Below are 14,998 nucleotides of genomic sequence, written 5' to 3' on the forward strand. Positions count from 1 at the left end.
CCGGTAGACGACCGGGTTGATAGGCCGGAGGTGGAAGCACGGTAACGTGTGGAGCTGACCGGTACTAATAGGCCGAGGACTTGACCACAAAGCATCTTGCTCGCGTCCACTAGGCAATTCTGAGACAGCAAACGGCTGTTTCGCAGGGTTACGGCGGTTATGGCGGGAAGGAAACACCCGGTTACATTCCGAACCCGGAAGTTAAGCTTCCCTGCGCCGATGGTACTGCACTCGGGAGGGTGTGGGAGAGTAGGTCACCGCCGGACAATCTTTATAGGGGAGGGCCCCGACCAGCACTGGTCGGGGCCCTCTCTTTTTGGTGTAACGAGGGCCACTCCCAGCAGCCGGAGTGGCCCTCTTCTTGCGTTCGGGGACCGTGTGGGTCAGGCGCGTTGCCACAGTGCGGGCACGCTGGGTGGTTCCCAGCCCGCCTGGGCCTGGTGCCCCTGCAGGCACCGGTAGGCCGCGCCGCCATAGGTGACCCGGTCACCCGCCTGGTAGGTCACCCCAACCTGCCAGGTGCCGCCGCCCGGAGGCGGACTCGTCGGTGGGTCCGTGGGCGGTACGCCCGGGACGTTGAGCACGAAGTCGAACGTGGCCTCCCTTCCCGTCCCCACCGTCCGGACGTTCATCAGGAGGCGGGGGTCGAAGATGGTGTCGGTGTTGTTGCGGGGCTCGCCGGGGAAGTAGAGCTGCGTCGTCAGGATCGGCCGGCCGGGGGCCTGGGCCTTGACGTGGATGTGCCTGGTGCGGCCCGGGTAGAGGCCGGGCACGATCGTGGTGAGCTTGAAGGCGCCCTGGGCGTTGGTGTACTGGTGGCCGCGGAAGTTGTACGTGATGTTGTCGTACGCGCCGGCGTTGTCGGCCTGCCAGAAGTCCAGCAGCACGTTGGCCAGGGGCTGGCACGCGAGGCCGAACACGTACCCGCTGACGGTGAGCGGCGTGCCGGCGCCGGGCAGGACCGTGCGCTGGGGGGAGTTCGGCTTGAAGTACGGGCCCTCCATCTGGGGGATGGTGGGGTCGTCGCCGTCTTCGCAGTACGGGGTGGGGGTGAGCGGCCCGCCGCTCTGGGCCGTCTGCCGGGCGAGGGCCGGCACCTGTCCGACGAGCAAGGGGACCGGTGCCGCTATGAGTGCCGCTTTGAACAGCGTCTTCCTGCTGATGCTGCCTTGCTTTTCCGCGCGAGTGTGCTCGCCGTCCACGATTGCCTCCTCAAGAGCGGCCCGCCGGGGGGTGGGGCAGGCTGTTTCCCAAGGTGGCACCCTGGCCGTCCGGGTGAGTACCCTCCAGTTTTCTATATGCGCGGCAATATGTTCGCCCCGCGTACGGACCGCTGCCGGCGGTCAGTAGGGTTGAAGGGTGGATTATCGTGCGGTAGAACGCGCGATCATGGATCGTGGCGTCGAGTGGGATTTCGAGCCGACGCTCGATCGGATCGCGGCCCTCCTTGACCTGCTCGGCTCGCCGCAGCGGTCGTACCCGGTCATACACATCGCCGGCACCAACGGAAAGACGAGCACGGCGCGGCTGACCGAGGTGCTGCTCAGGGAGCGCAACCTGCGGGTGGGGCGGTTCACCAGCCCGCACCTGGTGTCGATGCGCGAGCGGATCACCGTTGACGGGGAGCCGCTGAGCGAGGAGCGGTTCTCCCAGGTCTACGAGGAGGTCATCCCGTACGTCGAGCTGGCCGACACGCAGGGGCGGCGCATCCAGTTCTTCGAGCTGCTGACGGCCATGGCCTTCGCGGCGTTCGCCGACACGCCGGTCGACGTCGCCGTCGTCGAGACGGGCATGGGCGGGTCGTGGGACGCGACGAACGTCGCCGACGGCACCGTGTCCGTGATCACGCCCATCTCGCTCGATCACACCGACCGGCTCGGTCCTGACATCCCGAGCATCGCCGGCGAGAAGGCGGGCATCATCAAGGCCGGCGCGACCGCCATCCTCGCCCAGCAGGAGCTGGCCGCCGCCGAGGTGCTGATGCGGCGCGTGGCCGACGTCGGAGCGGTCGTGGCGCGCGAGGGGCTGGAGTTCGGCGTGCTGAGCCGGGAGGTGGCGATCGGCGGGCAACTGCTCACGCTGCGCGGGCTCAAGGGCGTCTACGACGAGATCTACCTGCCGCTGTACGGCGCTCACCAGGCGAGCAACGCCGTCTGCGCGCTGGCCGCCGTCGAGGCGCTGACCGGCGGTGACGATCCGCTCGACGTGGAGCTCGTACGTGCCGCGTTCGCGCAGGCGTCGTCGCCGGGGCGGATGGAGGTCGTGCGGCGCACCCCGACGGTGGTGATCGACGCCGCCCACAACCCGGGCGGGATGCAGGCGTCGCTGGAGGGGCTGCACGAGGCTTTCGACTTCGCCAAGGTGATCGGCGTGGTCGGGGTCATGCACGACAAGGACGTGGCGGGGCTGCTCGAGCTGCTGGAGCCGATCCTCGACGAGATCGTCGTGACCCGCAACTCCTCGCCCAGGTCGATGTCCGCCGAGGAGCTGGCGGCTCTGGCCGTGCCGCTGTTCGGCGAGGAGCGCGTCCACGTCGTCGAGCGGCTCGACGACGCCATCGACAGGGCGATCGGCATCGCCGATGCCGAGGGCGAGTTCAGCGGCACGGGCGTGCTCATCACCGGTTCCGTCGTGACGGCGGGCGACGCGCGGTTGCTGCTCAAGGCGGACGGCACATGATGAACTTCGAGGTCACACCCGGCATGCGCAGGCTCGGCGCGAGCGTGCTCGGCATGGAGGCGATCGTGGCCGGGCTGATCACGCCTGTGGCGATCAGCGTGGGGGGCGTAGAGCCGGCGCTCGCCGTGACGGTCGGCATCGGTCTGGCGGTGCTGTGCGTGGTCGCGGCGGGCCTGCTCAAACGGCCTTTCGGGTACGTGCTCGGCAGCGTCGTCCAGGTGCTGGCGATCTGCACGGGCTTCCTCGTGGCGACCATGTTCTTCCTCGGCGCGATCTTCACGGCGCTGTGGATCACGGTGATTATCGTCGCTCGCCGTGTCGAGGGCGCTACTTCCCGCTAAAGTCGGCCTCTATGGCCGTCCCCCCAAGCACGCGGCCGCCGCATCAGGCGCGCCTCAGACATCCCTGGCTGCTCGACACGTTGCTCGGGCTCCTCGTCGTGGCGTCGCTGCCGCTGGCGGTCGTCGCGATCCCCAACACGCTGTCCGTCGTCGCCAGGCTGCTGCCGCCCGGCCTCGACCACGCCGGGCTCATGCGCACGCACGGACTCGCGCTGCCCGCCCTGATACTGGCCGTTCCGCTGGCGGGTGTGGCGCTGCGCCGCGTGCCCGTCGCCCACCTGCTGGTGGGCGGGCTGGCACTGGTGGCGCTGTCCGACGCGGCGGGCGGGTACGCGGACTCGGAGTTCGTCGTCGGCGTGGTGCGCGTGCTGCGCGGCGCCGGCGCCGGGCTCGTGCTCACCACCACGCTGGCGGCCGTGTGGAGCCGCCTGCCGGTGTTGCGGGCCCTGTGGGTGGGTGTGTTCGGCCTCAGCCTGCTCGCGGCGCAGGCGTTCGCGCTGTGGCCGCTGGACGAGGTGAGCAGCTGGCGGGTCACGCTGCAGCCGTACCCGATGGTGACGGGTGTCGCGCTCGGCCTTGCCGCGGTTCACCTGGTCGCGTGGATGCTGCTCGGGCGGCCCGAGACGCCCGCCCCCGATCTGCATGAGCGCGGGCGGCTGCTGCTGGCGGCCGTGCCCGCCGCGGCCATCGCGGTCGTGGCGATCAGCACGGCGAGCGAGGGCTGGCGGGCCCTGCCGGTGATCCTGCTGGCGGCGGTGGCGGTCCTGGGGCTGCTGGCATTGGCCTCGATCGGGGACGCGCGCGGCCGCGCGACGGCGTACACGATGGTGGCGGTCGGTGTGGTGCTGCTGCCCAGCGCGGCGCAGGTCACGCTGGTGGAGATGGGCGGTCTCGGCGGGCCCGGGCTGCGCGGCCTCTGGGTGCCGTACACCGTGGCCGGGGTGCTCGCGATCGTCGCCTCGGTGGTGGTGCGGCTGCTCACGCGGGGCGCGGGGCGCTGGCTGGCGCCCCTGGGGCTGCTGGCCATGGTGGTCGGGCTCTGCTCGGTGCGGCTCGTGGTGCCGTCGGCCGACGGGATGGTGCTGACGGTGCCGTTCAGCCTGCTCGCGGTGGGTGCGGCGGTGGCGCTGACGGCGGCGTCGCAGGAGGTGGGCGTCGGGGCGGCGGTGTTCGGGCTGTCGCTGGGCTGCGCGGGCGTGCTGGCGGGGTTCCTGCTCGGCACGGGGGTGCAGATGACCATGCTGGACGGGGTGCGGTCGGCGCAGGAGCTGGTCGACAGCTTCGTGGGGGCGTTGCACTGGTGGGCGTTGATCGGCGGGTTCCTCGTGGTGGCGATCATCGTGCTGGCGGCCGTGATGGCCCGGCGTTCCGGGACGGGGGCCGCTTTGGCGGAGCCCGTGCCGCCGGTGGAACCTCCCTGTGCCGGCATTCCCCCTGCTGCGCCCGCGGATGTGCTGCTCGTGCCGGCGCCGGGCGGGGACGACGACGAGGAGGAGGAGGGGCCCACCGGTGCGATCCCCCGCGTGGTGCTGCCCGTGGCGGCCCGGGGCGCCTTCGACAAGGCGGGGGCCGCGTCCGAGGGGCGGGTGGAGCCCGCCGTGCCGCCTCAGGGGCATTCTCCCGAGGGCCGCGGCGCCTCTTCCTAGGCTTGGTCGTGCTGGGGAAAACGAGGGCGCGGCCGGGGACGGTAAGCTGAGGGCCCTGCTACGGCGACGCGTGGGCGCGTGCCCCGCGACGCGTCTTCGCGGCCAGGCCGGATGCCTGCAGTCGCGACCCCACTCTGTTCGAAGGAGAACTCCAAGTGTCCGAGCGCACTCTTGTCCTGATCAAGCCCGACGGGGTTAAGCGCGGCCTCATCGGTGACGTGATCGCCCGTGTGGAGCGCAAGGGCCTCAAGGTCGTGGCGATGGACCTGCGCACCCTCGACGCCGACACCGCCAAGGCGCACTACGCCGAGCACTCCGAGCGGCCGTTCTTCGGCGAGCTCGTCGAGTTCATCACCTCGGGGCCGCTCGTCGCCATGGTGCTGGAGGGGCCGCGTGCCGTCGAGGCCTTCCGCGCCCTGGCCGGCGCCACCGACCCGGTCAAGTCGGCTCCGGGGACGATCCGCGGTGACCACGCCCTCGAGATCGGTGAGAACGTGGTGCACGGCTCCGACTCGCCCGAGTCGGCGGCTCGCGAGATCAAGATCTTCTTCCCGGACCGGTTCTAGGCTGTTTCCGGTTCTTTTCTGCGCGCGTCTCTGCGGCTTCGGCCGCTGGGGCGCGCGTTTCTTTTGTCCCGGATGCTCGTGGATGGGGATGGAGCCCGTGCCCGTGTGCCCGGTCGCTCGGGGTGCGGCAGGGGACGGGAATATTGTGGAGGGGCGGCGCGGCAGGTTTTTGTCGGCTGCTTACCGTATGGTTTCTCGCGGTTGGTTGTTGGATCGTTCCAGAGCCTCAGCGGATGTTGTGGTGCAATCCGGGCAAAATTGCGGTTGAGGTAGGGGCTGGAGATTTTTGAGGGGCGCGATGGCTCATTGCGCGCATCGGTGGGTACGTCACGTTACGATTCGAATTCGATCCGTAGTCATTCGCGAACGACGTTACGGAGGGCTCCGTTCCCCATGGGCAGCAAGCTCGCGTTCCTCGGCCGTGACATGGCGGTCGACCTGGGCACCGCCAACACGCTGGTCTATGTGCGTGGCCGTGGCATCGTGCTCAATGAGCCATCAGTCGTCGCGATAAACACGGCGACCGGCAAGATCGTTGCGGTCGGCATCGAGGCCAAACGAATGATCGGCCGCACGCCTGGCAACATCATCGCGGTCCGTCCGCTCAAGGACGGTGTGATCGCGGATTTCGACGTCACTGAGCGGATGTTGCGATATTTCATCCAAAGGGTGCATCGACGGCGACATCTCGCTAAGCCGCGCATCATCATCGCCGTGCCCAGCGGCATCACCAGCGTTGAGCAGCGGGCGGTGAAAGAGGCCGGTTACCAGGCGGGGGCCAGAAAGGTCTACATCGTCGAGGAGCCGATGGCCGCCGCCATCGGGGCCGGGCTGCCGGTGCACGAGCCGACGGGCAACATGGTCGTCGACATCGGCGGCGGCACCACCGAGGTGGCCATCATCTCGATGGGCGGCGTGGTCACGAGCCAGTCGATCAGGATCGGCGGCGACGAGCTCGACCAGGCGGTGATCGCGTTCGCCAAGAAGGAGTTCTCGCTGATGCTGGGCGAGCGCACCGCCGAGGAGATCAAGATAGCCATCGGCTCGGCCTGCCCGTTCGGCGAGGAGGCGCACGCGGAGGTCCGCGGGCGCGACCTGGTCAGCGGGCTGCCCAAGACGATCATCGTGTCCAGCGAGGAGATCAGGAAGGCCACCGAGGAGCCGGTCAACGCGATCGTCGACGCGGTCAAGACCACGCTCGACAAGTGCCCGCCCGAGCTGTCCGGCGACATCATGGACCGCGGCATCGCGCTCACCGGCGGTGGAGCCCTGCTCAAGGGGCTCGACGAGCGGGTCAAGGCCGAGACGGGCATGCCCGTCCACCTGGTCGACAACGCCCTCGACTCGGTGGCCATCGGGTCCGGCAAGTGCGCCGAGGAGTTCGAGGCCCTCCAGCAGGTCCTGGTGCCGGAGTCGCGACACTGATGAGAGACTCACGCCGTGCTCGGCTGATCCTGGGAGTGCTGCTGGCGGCGGCGCTGGTCATCCTGACCATCGACCACCGCACCGGCGAGAGCTCACCGCTGCGCCCGTTGCGCGCGGCCGGGTCCTACCTGTTCGGCACGGCGGAGCAGTTCGGCGGCGGGGTGATGCGCCCCGTCAGCACGTTCGTGCACGCGATCCTGACCGCCCCCGCCGCCAGGGAGCGCATCGAGGCGCTCAAGGCGGAGAACGCGAAGCTGCGTGCGGGGCTGCTGGCAGGCAAGCTCGACGCCGACCGCTCCAAGGAACTGGAGCGGCTGGTCGGGCTTGCCGGGGCCGGCGGATACAAGGTGGTCCCCGGCAACGTGATCGCCAGGCGGGGGCAGCCGGGGTTCGAGGACGCGGTGCAGATCGACATCGGCACCAACGACGGGGTGCGGCCGGAGATGACCGTGCTCAACGGCGACGGGCTGGTCGGGCGGGTCTTGCACGCCTCCTCCCGTACCTCGACGGTGGTGCTGCTCAGCGATCCCGCCTCGGCCGCGGGGGCGCGGCTGGAAGGTGGCAAGGAGATCGGCGTCGTGCACGGGGTGGGGGAGCACGGGCGGCTCGTGCAGTTCCGGCTGCTCGACTCCACCGCGGCGATGAGCAGGGGTGGGCGGATCGTGAGCTTCGGCTCCCAGCACGCGCGGCCGTACGTGCCGGGGGTGCCGATCGGGGTCATCGAACGGGTGGAGTCCACGCCAGGGGAGCTGACGCGTATCGCCTACGCCCGGCCGTACGCGGATCTGACGGCCCTCGACGTGGTCGGCGTGGTGGTGGAGGCGCCGAAGCGGGACCCGCGTGACGCGGTGCTGCCCTCCAAGGAGGGCTCGCGGTGAGGGGAGGACGTGGGGGCGGGGGCGGCTGCCGGGTGGCGCTCGCGGTGAGGGGAGGGCGTCGGTGTGGAGGTGGCTGCCGGGTGGCGCCGGCAGTGAGGGGAGGGCGTCGGTGCGGGGGCGGCTGCCGGGTGGCGCTGGCAGTGAGGGGAGGGCGTCGGTGCGGGGGCGGCTGCCGGGCGGTGCTTCCGGTGAGGCGTGACCGCGGGGTCGCCGGGCGCGGAGTGGTCGTGGTGATCGGCGGGGTCGGCGTGGGGCCGGCGAGCGGGGAGGGGGCGCGGTGATCGGGGGTGTTTCCGTGGTGCTGGCGTTGCTGGCGCAGGTGATACTCGTCAACCGGGTGCCGCTGCCCGCCGGCGGAGCGCCCGATCTGGTGCTGCTGGTCGTCATCGGGGCCGCGCTGGTCAGAGGGCCCGCGCCGGGGGCGGTGCTCGGGTTCTTCGCCGGGCTGCTGGTCGACGTCATGCCGCCGACCGCTCATCTCATGGGCCAGTACGCGTTCGTGCTCGCGCTGGTCGGCTACGTCGCCGGGCGGGGCGCGGGCGGGCCCGTGACGACCGTCGTGCTGTGCGTGCTGATGGCGCCGCTGCTGGCGGCGGCCGTGGGCGGGCTGATCTCCGATCCCCGGGTGACGATGTCCACGCTGACCGAGCAGGTGCCGGTCACGATCGTCTACACGCTGCTGGTCTCGCCGATCGTGATCTGGCTGACCACCAGGAAGAGATTCGCGACATGACCAGGATGCGAGCCCGGCTGCTGACGTTGCACGTGCTGGTGCTGACGCTGCTCGTCGTGCTGGCCGTGCGGCTGTGGCAGGTGCAGGTGGTGCGCGGGCAGGAGTTCGTGGCGCGGGCCACGGAGACCAGGACACGCGCGGTGATCGTGCCGGCCGTGCGCGGGCAGATACTCGACTCCTCGGGCCGGCCGCTGGTGCGCAACAAGACCGCCCTGGTCGTCTCCGTGGACAGGACCCGCCTGTCGAGGATGAAGGACGGCGGCGTCAAGGTGCTGCGCAAGCTCTCCGAGGTGCTCGGGCGGCCGGTGTCGGACCTGCAGCAACGCATCACGCCGTGCGGCCCGGGTGTGGGCAAGCCGTGCTGGACGGGGTCGCCGTACCAGCCGGTGCCGCTGGACGAGAAGGTCGACACGCGCGAGGCGCTGCAGATCCTGGAGCGGCAGGAGGAGTTCCCCGGGGTGACGGCGGAGATCCACTCCGTCAGGCAGTACCCCGGAGGCAGGGCCGGGGCGCAGATGCTCGGCTACCTGCAGCCGGTCACCGAGGCCGAGCTGGAGAAGCGGGAAGGGCTCAAGGCCAGCTTCTCGGGGGTGGACCTGGCGGGGCGCGACGGGCTCGAATACGTCTACGACGACGCGCTGCGGGGCAAGGCCGGGCTGCGCAGGGTGCAGGTCGACCGGATGGGCAAGGCGCTCGGCGTCGAGGAGCAGATCACCCCCATCCCCGGCGACCACCTCGTGACCAGCATCGACTCCCGCGTGCAGGCGGTGACCGAGAAGGCGCTCGACAAGGCGATGAAGTCGGCGCCGTCGGCCGACGGCGGGGCCGCGGTGGTGCTCGACGCGCGTACGGGGCGGGTCGTGGCGCTGGCCAGCGCGCCCGGGTACGACCCCGAGATCTGGGCGGGCGGGATCTCGGCGCGGGGCTACCAGTGGCTGCTGTCGGAGAAGTCCGGCAAACCGCTCGTGTCGCGGGCGATCAACGGGCAGTTCGCGCCCGGTTCGACGTTCAAGGTCTCGTCGGTGGCGGCCATGCTGCGCGCCGGATATCCGCTCAACGGCCACTATTCGTGCCCGGGCTCGTACGCGGTGGGCGGCCGGGCCTTCAACAACTTCCGCGGCATCGCGCTGGGCACGCTCTCCCTGCACACGGCGCTGGTCAAGTCGTGCGACACGATCTTCTACCGGGCGGCGTACGAGCAGTATCTCAAGGACGGCGGGCGCTTTCCGAAGCGCAAGCCCAAGGAGGTGTTCGCCAACACGGCGCGGGCGTTCGGCTTCGGCAGCCCGACCGGCGTGGACCTGCCGGGCGAGTCAGGGGGACGCATCCCCGACCGGACCTGGAAGAAGGAGCTGTGGAACCAGACCAGCGCGGTCAACTGCGAGCGGTCGCGTAAGGGGTATCCGGAGGAGAAGGACAAGGCGCGGGCCGAGTTCCTGAAGCGGCTGGCGCTGGAGAACTGCACCGAGGGCTTCCTGCTGCGGCCGGGCGACTCGGCCAACTTCTCCATCGGGCAGGGCGACGTGCTGGTCACGCCGATGCAGCTGGCCAGGGCGTATGCGGCGCTGGTGAGCGACGGCAAGGTGCGCAGCCCGCGCATCGGGTGGGCGCAGGTGCGGCCCGACGGCAAGGTGGTCAGGACCATCCCCGTGCCGGTGGTCGGCAAGCTGCCGCTCAGCGAGAAGGAACGGCTCTACATCAAGAACGCGCTGAGCCAGGTGGCCGCCGACGGCACGGCGGCGGGGGCCTTCGCCGGGTTCCCGATGAACAAGGTGCGGGTGGGCGGCAAGACGGGAACCGCCGAGGTCTGGGGGAAGCAGGACACCTCGTGGTTCGCGTCGTTCGCGCCCACGAAGAACCCGCAGTACGTGGTGGTCGCGATGGTCTCGCAGGGCGGGATGGGCGCGCAGACGGCCGCGCCGGCCGTACGGGAGATCTATGAGGGGATCTACGGCATCAAGCGCAAGCCCGCCGTGCCCAACGGCGGGCGGCTGACCACGCGGCTGCCGCGCTTCGCCCCGGACGGAACGGTGATCCGGGGATGAGCAGGCGTACGGGAGGGTGGAGGTGATGGCGCGGACAGCGGTCGTGCGGCGGCCCTCGTTGCTGCGGCGGATCACCGCCGAGAACTCCACCGTGCGCCGGCTGGACGGGCTGATGCTGGTGGCGGTGGCCGGCTTGTGCGTGATCGGCACGCTGCTGGTGTGGTCGTCCACCAGGACCTGGGCGCCGGGCTCGACAGGGCTGGTGAAGAAGCACCTGCTCAACGAGACCATCGGCGTGGTGCTGTGCGGGATCGTGGCCATGGTGGACCATCGGGCGATGCGGGCGTACGCGCCGCTGGTGTTCCTGCTGTCGCTGGTCGGGCTGGGGCTGGTGATCACGCCGCTGGGGGCGACGATCAACGGCTCGCACTCGTGGATCCTGCTCGGCGGGGGGTTCGCGGTGCAGCCGTCGGAGTTCGCCAAGGTCGGGCTGCTGCTCATCATCGCGATGTTGCTGGCCCAGCCGGCCGAGGGCACCGATCGGCCCCGCGGGCTCGACGTGGCACTGGTGCTGCTGTGCGCGTCGATCACGATGGGGCTGGTGATGCTCCAGCCGGACCTGGGCACGGCGATGGTGCTGGCGGTGATCACTGCCGCCGGGCTGATCATCGCGGGCATGCGCAAGCGGTGGATCGGGGCGCTGACGCTGGTCGCGGCCGGCGGGATGTTCTCGGTGTTCTACTTCCAGATGCTGGAGCCGTACCAGGTGGCGCGGTTCACGGCGTTCGTCGACCCGAGCGTGGACCCGCGCGGGGTGGGCTACAACAGCACGCAGTCGATGATCGCGATCGGCTCGGGGCAGCTCCTGGGGAAGGGGCTGCTCGGCGGCGGGCAGACGACCGGGCGGTTCGTGCCGGAGCAGCACACCGACTTCATCTTCACCGTGGCGGGGGAGGAGTTCGGGTTCCTCGGGTCGGTCACCGTGGTGCTGCTGCTCGGGGTGGTGCTGCTGCGCGGGCTGAAGATCGCCAGGCAGTGCGAGGACCGGTTCGGGACGCTGGTCGCGGGCACGATCGTGTGCTGGTTCGCGTTCCAGACGTTCATCAACGTGGGCATGACGATCGGGATCATGCCGATCACCGGGCTGCCGCTGCCCTTCGTGTCGTATGGCGGCACCGCCACGTTCGCCAATCTCATCGCCGTCGGGCTTCTCCAGGCCATCAGGGTGCGAAGACAGTCGTTCAATTAGGGGTAATGTTCGTGGCTTGTTGCGACGAGTGCGGCGAACGCTTCCTGTTGCCCGCGAACAACGTCGCCGCCGTGCACGGTCTGGACAGCGGGGTCATCGCCGTCGAGCTGACCCGCTACGAAGGGCACCACATCCCGGTGCCCGGTGGAAACGACATCGGCATCCCCGGACCCGCCACCGTCTGAGCGCCGCTACCCTTGACGGTATGCCTGTCGAGTCGATTTTCCACCGCCTGGAAGCGCTGCTGCCCAAGGTGCAGAAGCCCATCCAGTATGTCGGGGGTGAGCTCAACTCGACCGTCAAGGACTGGGACGCGGCGGACGTGCGGTGGGCGCTGATGTACCCGGACGCCTACGAGGTCGGGCTGCCCAACCAGGGCGTGGCCATCCTCTACGAGATTCTCAACGAGCTCCCGGGCACGCTGGCCGAGCGCACCTACGCGGTCTGGCCGGATCTCGAGGAGCTCATGCGGGCCGAAGGCGTCCCGCAGTTCACCGTGGACGCGCACCGGCCGGTGCGCGCCTTCGACGTGCTCGGCGTGTCGTTCTCGACCGAGCTCGGCTACACCAACCTGCTGACCGCGCTCGACCTGGCCGGCATCCCGCTGCTGGCCGCCGACCGCGGCGAGGACGACCCGATCGTGCTCGCCGGCGGCCACGCGGCCTTCAACCCCGAGCCCATCGCCGACTTCCTCGACGCGGCCGTGCTCGGCGACGGGGAGCAGATCTCCATCGCCATCTCCGAGGTCATCCGCGAGTGGAAGGCCGAGGGCAGCCCCGGCGGGCGTGACGAACTGCTGATGCGGCTCGCCGAGTCCGGCGGGGTCTACGTGCCGAAGTTCTACGACGTCGAGTACCACGCCGACGGCCGCATCAAGCGGGTCGCCCCCAACCGGGCCGACGTGCCGTGGCGGGTGCACAAGCACACCGTGATGGACCTCGACGAGTGGCCCTACCCGAAGAAACCGCTGGTGCCGCTGGCCGAGACGGTGCACGAGCGGTTCAGCGTGGAGATCTTCCGCGGCTGCACGCGCGGCTGCCGCTTCTGCCAGGCCGGCATGATCACGCGCCCGGTGCGCGAGCGCTCCATCACCACGATCGGCGCGATGGTCGAGAACGGCATCAAGGAGTCCGGCTTCAACGAGGTCGGCCTGCTGTCGCTGTCGTCCGCCGACCACTCCGAGATCGGCGAGGTCGCCAAGGGCCTGGCCGACCGCTACGAGGGCACCAACACCTCGCTGTCGCTGCCCTCGACCCGGGTCGACGCGTTCAACATCGACCTGGCCAACGAGTTCTCCAGGAACGGCAGGCGCTCGGGCCTGACGTTCGCGCCCGAGGGCGGCTCGGAGCGCATGCGCAAGGTGATCAACAAGATGGTCACCGAGGAAGACCTGATCCGCACCGTCACCACGGCCTATTCGCAGGGGTGGCGCCAGGTCAAGCTCTACTTCATGTGCGGCCTGCCCACCGAGCAGGACGAAGACGTGCTCGGCATCGCCGACCTGGCCAAGAAGGTCATCAAGGCGGGCCGCGAGGCGACCGGCAGCCGCGACATCCGCTGCACGGTCTCCATCGGCGGCTTCGTACCCAAGCCGCACACGCCGTTCCAGTGGGCGGGCCAGGCCGACCACGAGACCGTCGACAGGCGGCTCAAGGCGCTGCGCGACGCGCTCAGGAGCGACAAGAACTACGGCCGCGCCATCGGTTTCCGCTACCACGACGGCAAGCCGTCCATCGTGGAAGGGCTGCTGTCGCGGGGTGACCGCAGGGTCGGCGCCGTGATCAGGGCCGTCTGGGAGGACGGCGGCCGGTTCGACGGCTGGAGCGAGCACTTCTCCTACGAGCGCTGGATGGCCGCCGCCGAGAAGGCGGGCGTCGACGTCGACTGGTACACCACGCGCGAGCGGGAGGAGAACGAGGTCCTGCCGTGGGACCACCTCGACGCCGGGCTCGACCGCGAATGGCTGTGGCAGGACTGGCAGGAGGCCGTCTCCGGCGGTGAGGTCGAAGACTGCCGCTGGACTCCGTGCTACGACTGCGGTGTCTGCCCGACGATGGGCACCGAGATCCAGATCGGCCCCACGGGGCGAAAACTCCTTCCTCTGACGGTGGTCTAGCGCGCTCAGTGGGCGAGCCGTGTCACGGCGTACACGTTCATCCGCCGCAGCGGCTTATCCTGAGACGAAGGAACTCTTACAAGGGAAGGACGACAAGCTCTGAAACCTGTTCCCGAAGGGCCTCCGCCCGCGCCCACGGTGCAGCGCCTGCGTGTGCGTTACGCCAAGCGCGGCCGCCTGCGCTTCACCAGCCATCGCGACATCTCGCGGGCCGTCGAGAGGGCGGTCCGCCGTGCCGGCATTCCGGTGGCCTACAGCGCGGGCTTCTCGCCCCACCCGAAGATCTCCTACGCGGGCGCGGCACCGACCGGTGTCGCCAGCGAAGCCGAATACCTCGAGATCGGTGTTACCACGCCGTGCGACCCCGCCCAGGTCAGACAGAGCCTGGACGAGTCGTTGCCGTCTGGGCTCGATGTGCTCGACGTCGTGGAGGCGGGGCAGGGTGGGCTGGCCGACCGCTTGGAGGTCTCCGACTGGGAGGTGCGGCTGCCGGGTGCCGATCGCGAGCCCGCCGAGGTGGCGGTGGAGAAGTTCCTCGCGGCAGGCACGGTGGAAGTCGAGCGCCTGACCAAGAAGGGTCCCCGCCGCTTTGACGCGCGGCAGGCCGTCCTGGGGCTCACGGTGTTCGAGGGAACAGACAGAATCGCAGCTCAGGTGCATGGAGAGCCGTGTGTCATACTGCGCATGGTTGTTCGGCACATGACGCCTGCCGTTCGACCCGACGATGTGCTCACAGGGCTGCGCCTTGTGGCCGACTTCGCGCCGCCGGTTCCCCCCGAGGTGACCAGGCTGGCGCAGGGGCCGCTCGACGCGAGCACCGGTGCACTTGCCGACCCGCTCGACCTGGACCGCGACACCACGCGCGGCGGCGAGGCGGGAGCGGTGGGTGAGCACGTCGCCGGTTAAGGACGTGCCCGGCATGAGCCGGACACGACCGCTGACAGGACTTGGCGCCGGCGCGCTCTTCACGGGAGCGCCGGCGGACAACGAGACACGAGGGCTCCTGCGCGGCGCGGCGACGCGCCCGGGAGCTGACGGGAGAACGCCCGCATGCTCGACAACGAGCCCAACGCCGGGGCCACTGGCCCCGACGGGGAGACAATTGAACAGCCCGAGGTGACCAGTCGTCGCCGCTCCGCCAGCCGCCCCGCGGGTCCTCCGCCGGAGCTGCCCGAGGAGCCGGCCTCCGCTCCGGTCACTGTCGCCGCCGCACAGGCCGCGCCGTCCGTGGCCGAGGTGCAGGCGGTGCAGCGCAACGCCGCCCAGCGGGCCGCCGGTGAGCCGGCGCCTGAGCTGCTCGCGGCGACCGAGCGCACGGCCGAGGCCGGTACGGCGACCGTGCCGGCCGCTGATGCCGTTGCCGGTACGGCGGCGGGGAGC

The 14,998-nt window shown here is 70.2% G+C and carries 13 protein-coding genes and 2 rRNA genes; 14 read left to right on the top strand and 1 reads right to left on the bottom strand.

The features are described 5' to 3' along the window. Positions 1-88, top strand: a 23S ribosomal RNA gene (locus AB0I79_RS05035); the annotation flags it as partial. Between the two features lie 61 nt (positions 89-149). Next, positions 150-266, top strand: a 5S ribosomal RNA gene (gene rrf, locus AB0I79_RS05040). A 117-nt stretch (positions 267-383) separates the two neighbouring features. Here rrf and AB0I79_RS05045 read toward each other — a convergent pair. Further along, entirely contained in the window at positions 384-1,202 is an 819-nt protein-coding gene (locus tag AB0I79_RS05045) for a carbohydrate-binding protein (protein WP_357867095.1), read from the bottom strand. A 187-nt stretch (positions 1,203-1,389) separates the two neighbouring features. Between AB0I79_RS05045 and AB0I79_RS05050 the strand changes: the two genes are divergently transcribed. The 12 genes from AB0I79_RS05050 (at position 1,390) to AB0I79_RS05105 (ending at position 14,524) form a co-directional block, all read left to right on the top strand. Then, positions 1,390-2,679 (top strand): folylpolyglutamate synthase/dihydrofolate synthase family protein, encoded by a 1,290-nt coding sequence (locus tag AB0I79_RS05050; RefSeq protein ID WP_357867098.1) that lies wholly within the window; start codon positions 1,390-1,392, stop codon positions 2,677-2,679. Continuing rightward, positions 2,679-3,020, top strand: a complete 342-nt coding sequence (locus tag AB0I79_RS05055; RefSeq protein ID WP_357867101.1) for a DUF4233 domain-containing protein — start codon at positions 2,679-2,681, stop codon at positions 3,018-3,020. Before AB0I79_RS05050 ends, AB0I79_RS05055 begins: the two co-directional genes overlap by 1 nt. Positions 3,021-3,031: 11 nt before the next feature. Continuing rightward, the gene (locus tag AB0I79_RS05060) at positions 3,032-4,666 is read left to right on the top strand and encodes a hypothetical protein (RefSeq protein ID WP_357867103.1); all 1,635 of its coding nucleotides are present in this window, start codon (positions 3,032-3,034) and stop codon (positions 4,664-4,666) included. 155 nt (positions 4,667-4,821) lie between these two features. Next, positions 4,822-5,232, top strand: coding sequence for a nucleoside-diphosphate kinase (gene ndk, locus AB0I79_RS05065; RefSeq protein ID WP_020546379.1), 411 nt, complete (start codon positions 4,822-4,824; stop codon positions 5,230-5,232). A 393-nt stretch (positions 5,233-5,625) separates the two neighbouring features. Then, positions 5,626-6,657 (top strand): rod shape-determining protein, encoded by a 1,032-nt coding sequence (locus tag AB0I79_RS05070; RefSeq protein WP_357867107.1) that lies wholly within the window; start codon positions 5,626-5,628, stop codon positions 6,655-6,657. Continuing rightward, positions 6,657-7,535 (top strand): rod shape-determining protein MreC, encoded by an 879-nt coding sequence (mreC, locus tag AB0I79_RS05075; RefSeq protein ID WP_357867109.1) that lies wholly within the window; start codon positions 6,657-6,659, stop codon positions 7,533-7,535. The genes AB0I79_RS05070 and mreC overlap by 1 nt, the downstream gene beginning before the upstream one ends. A gap of 277 nt (positions 7,536-7,812) precedes the next feature. Continuing rightward, positions 7,813-8,268 (top strand): rod shape-determining protein MreD, encoded by a 456-nt coding sequence (mreD, locus tag AB0I79_RS05080; RefSeq protein ID WP_357867112.1) that lies wholly within the window; start codon positions 7,813-7,815, stop codon positions 8,266-8,268. Further along, positions 8,265-10,313, top strand: coding sequence for a penicillin-binding protein 2 (gene mrdA, locus AB0I79_RS05085; RefSeq protein WP_357867114.1), 2,049 nt, complete (start codon positions 8,265-8,267; stop codon positions 10,311-10,313). Before mreD ends, mrdA begins: the two co-directional genes overlap by 4 nt. Before the next feature lie 25 nt (positions 10,314-10,338). Next, positions 10,339-11,502, top strand: a complete 1,164-nt coding sequence (gene rodA / locus AB0I79_RS05090) for a rod shape-determining protein RodA (RefSeq protein WP_357867117.1) — start codon at positions 10,339-10,341, stop codon at positions 11,500-11,502. 5 nt (positions 11,503-11,507) lie between these two features. After that, entirely contained in the window at positions 11,508-11,687 is a 180-nt protein-coding gene (locus AB0I79_RS05095; RefSeq protein WP_357867120.1) for a hypothetical protein, read from the top strand. Positions 11,688-11,707: 20 nt separating this feature from the next. Further along, on the top strand, positions 11,708-13,618 hold the full coding sequence (locus AB0I79_RS05100; protein WP_357867123.1) for a TIGR03960 family B12-binding radical SAM protein: 1,911 nt from the start codon (positions 11,708-11,710) through the stop codon (positions 13,616-13,618). A 153-nt stretch (positions 13,619-13,771) separates the two neighbouring features. Continuing rightward, on the top strand, positions 13,772-14,524 hold the full coding sequence (locus AB0I79_RS05105; RefSeq protein ID WP_357867127.1) for a TIGR03936 family radical SAM-associated protein: 753 nt from the start codon (positions 13,772-13,774) through the stop codon (positions 14,522-14,524). The last annotated feature ends 474 nt before the right edge of the window (positions 14,525-14,998 follow it).

This window comes from Nonomuraea sp. NPDC050202 (assembly GCF_040656115.1).
GTDB lineage: Bacteria > Actinomycetota > Actinomycetes > Streptosporangiales > Streptosporangiaceae > Nonomuraea.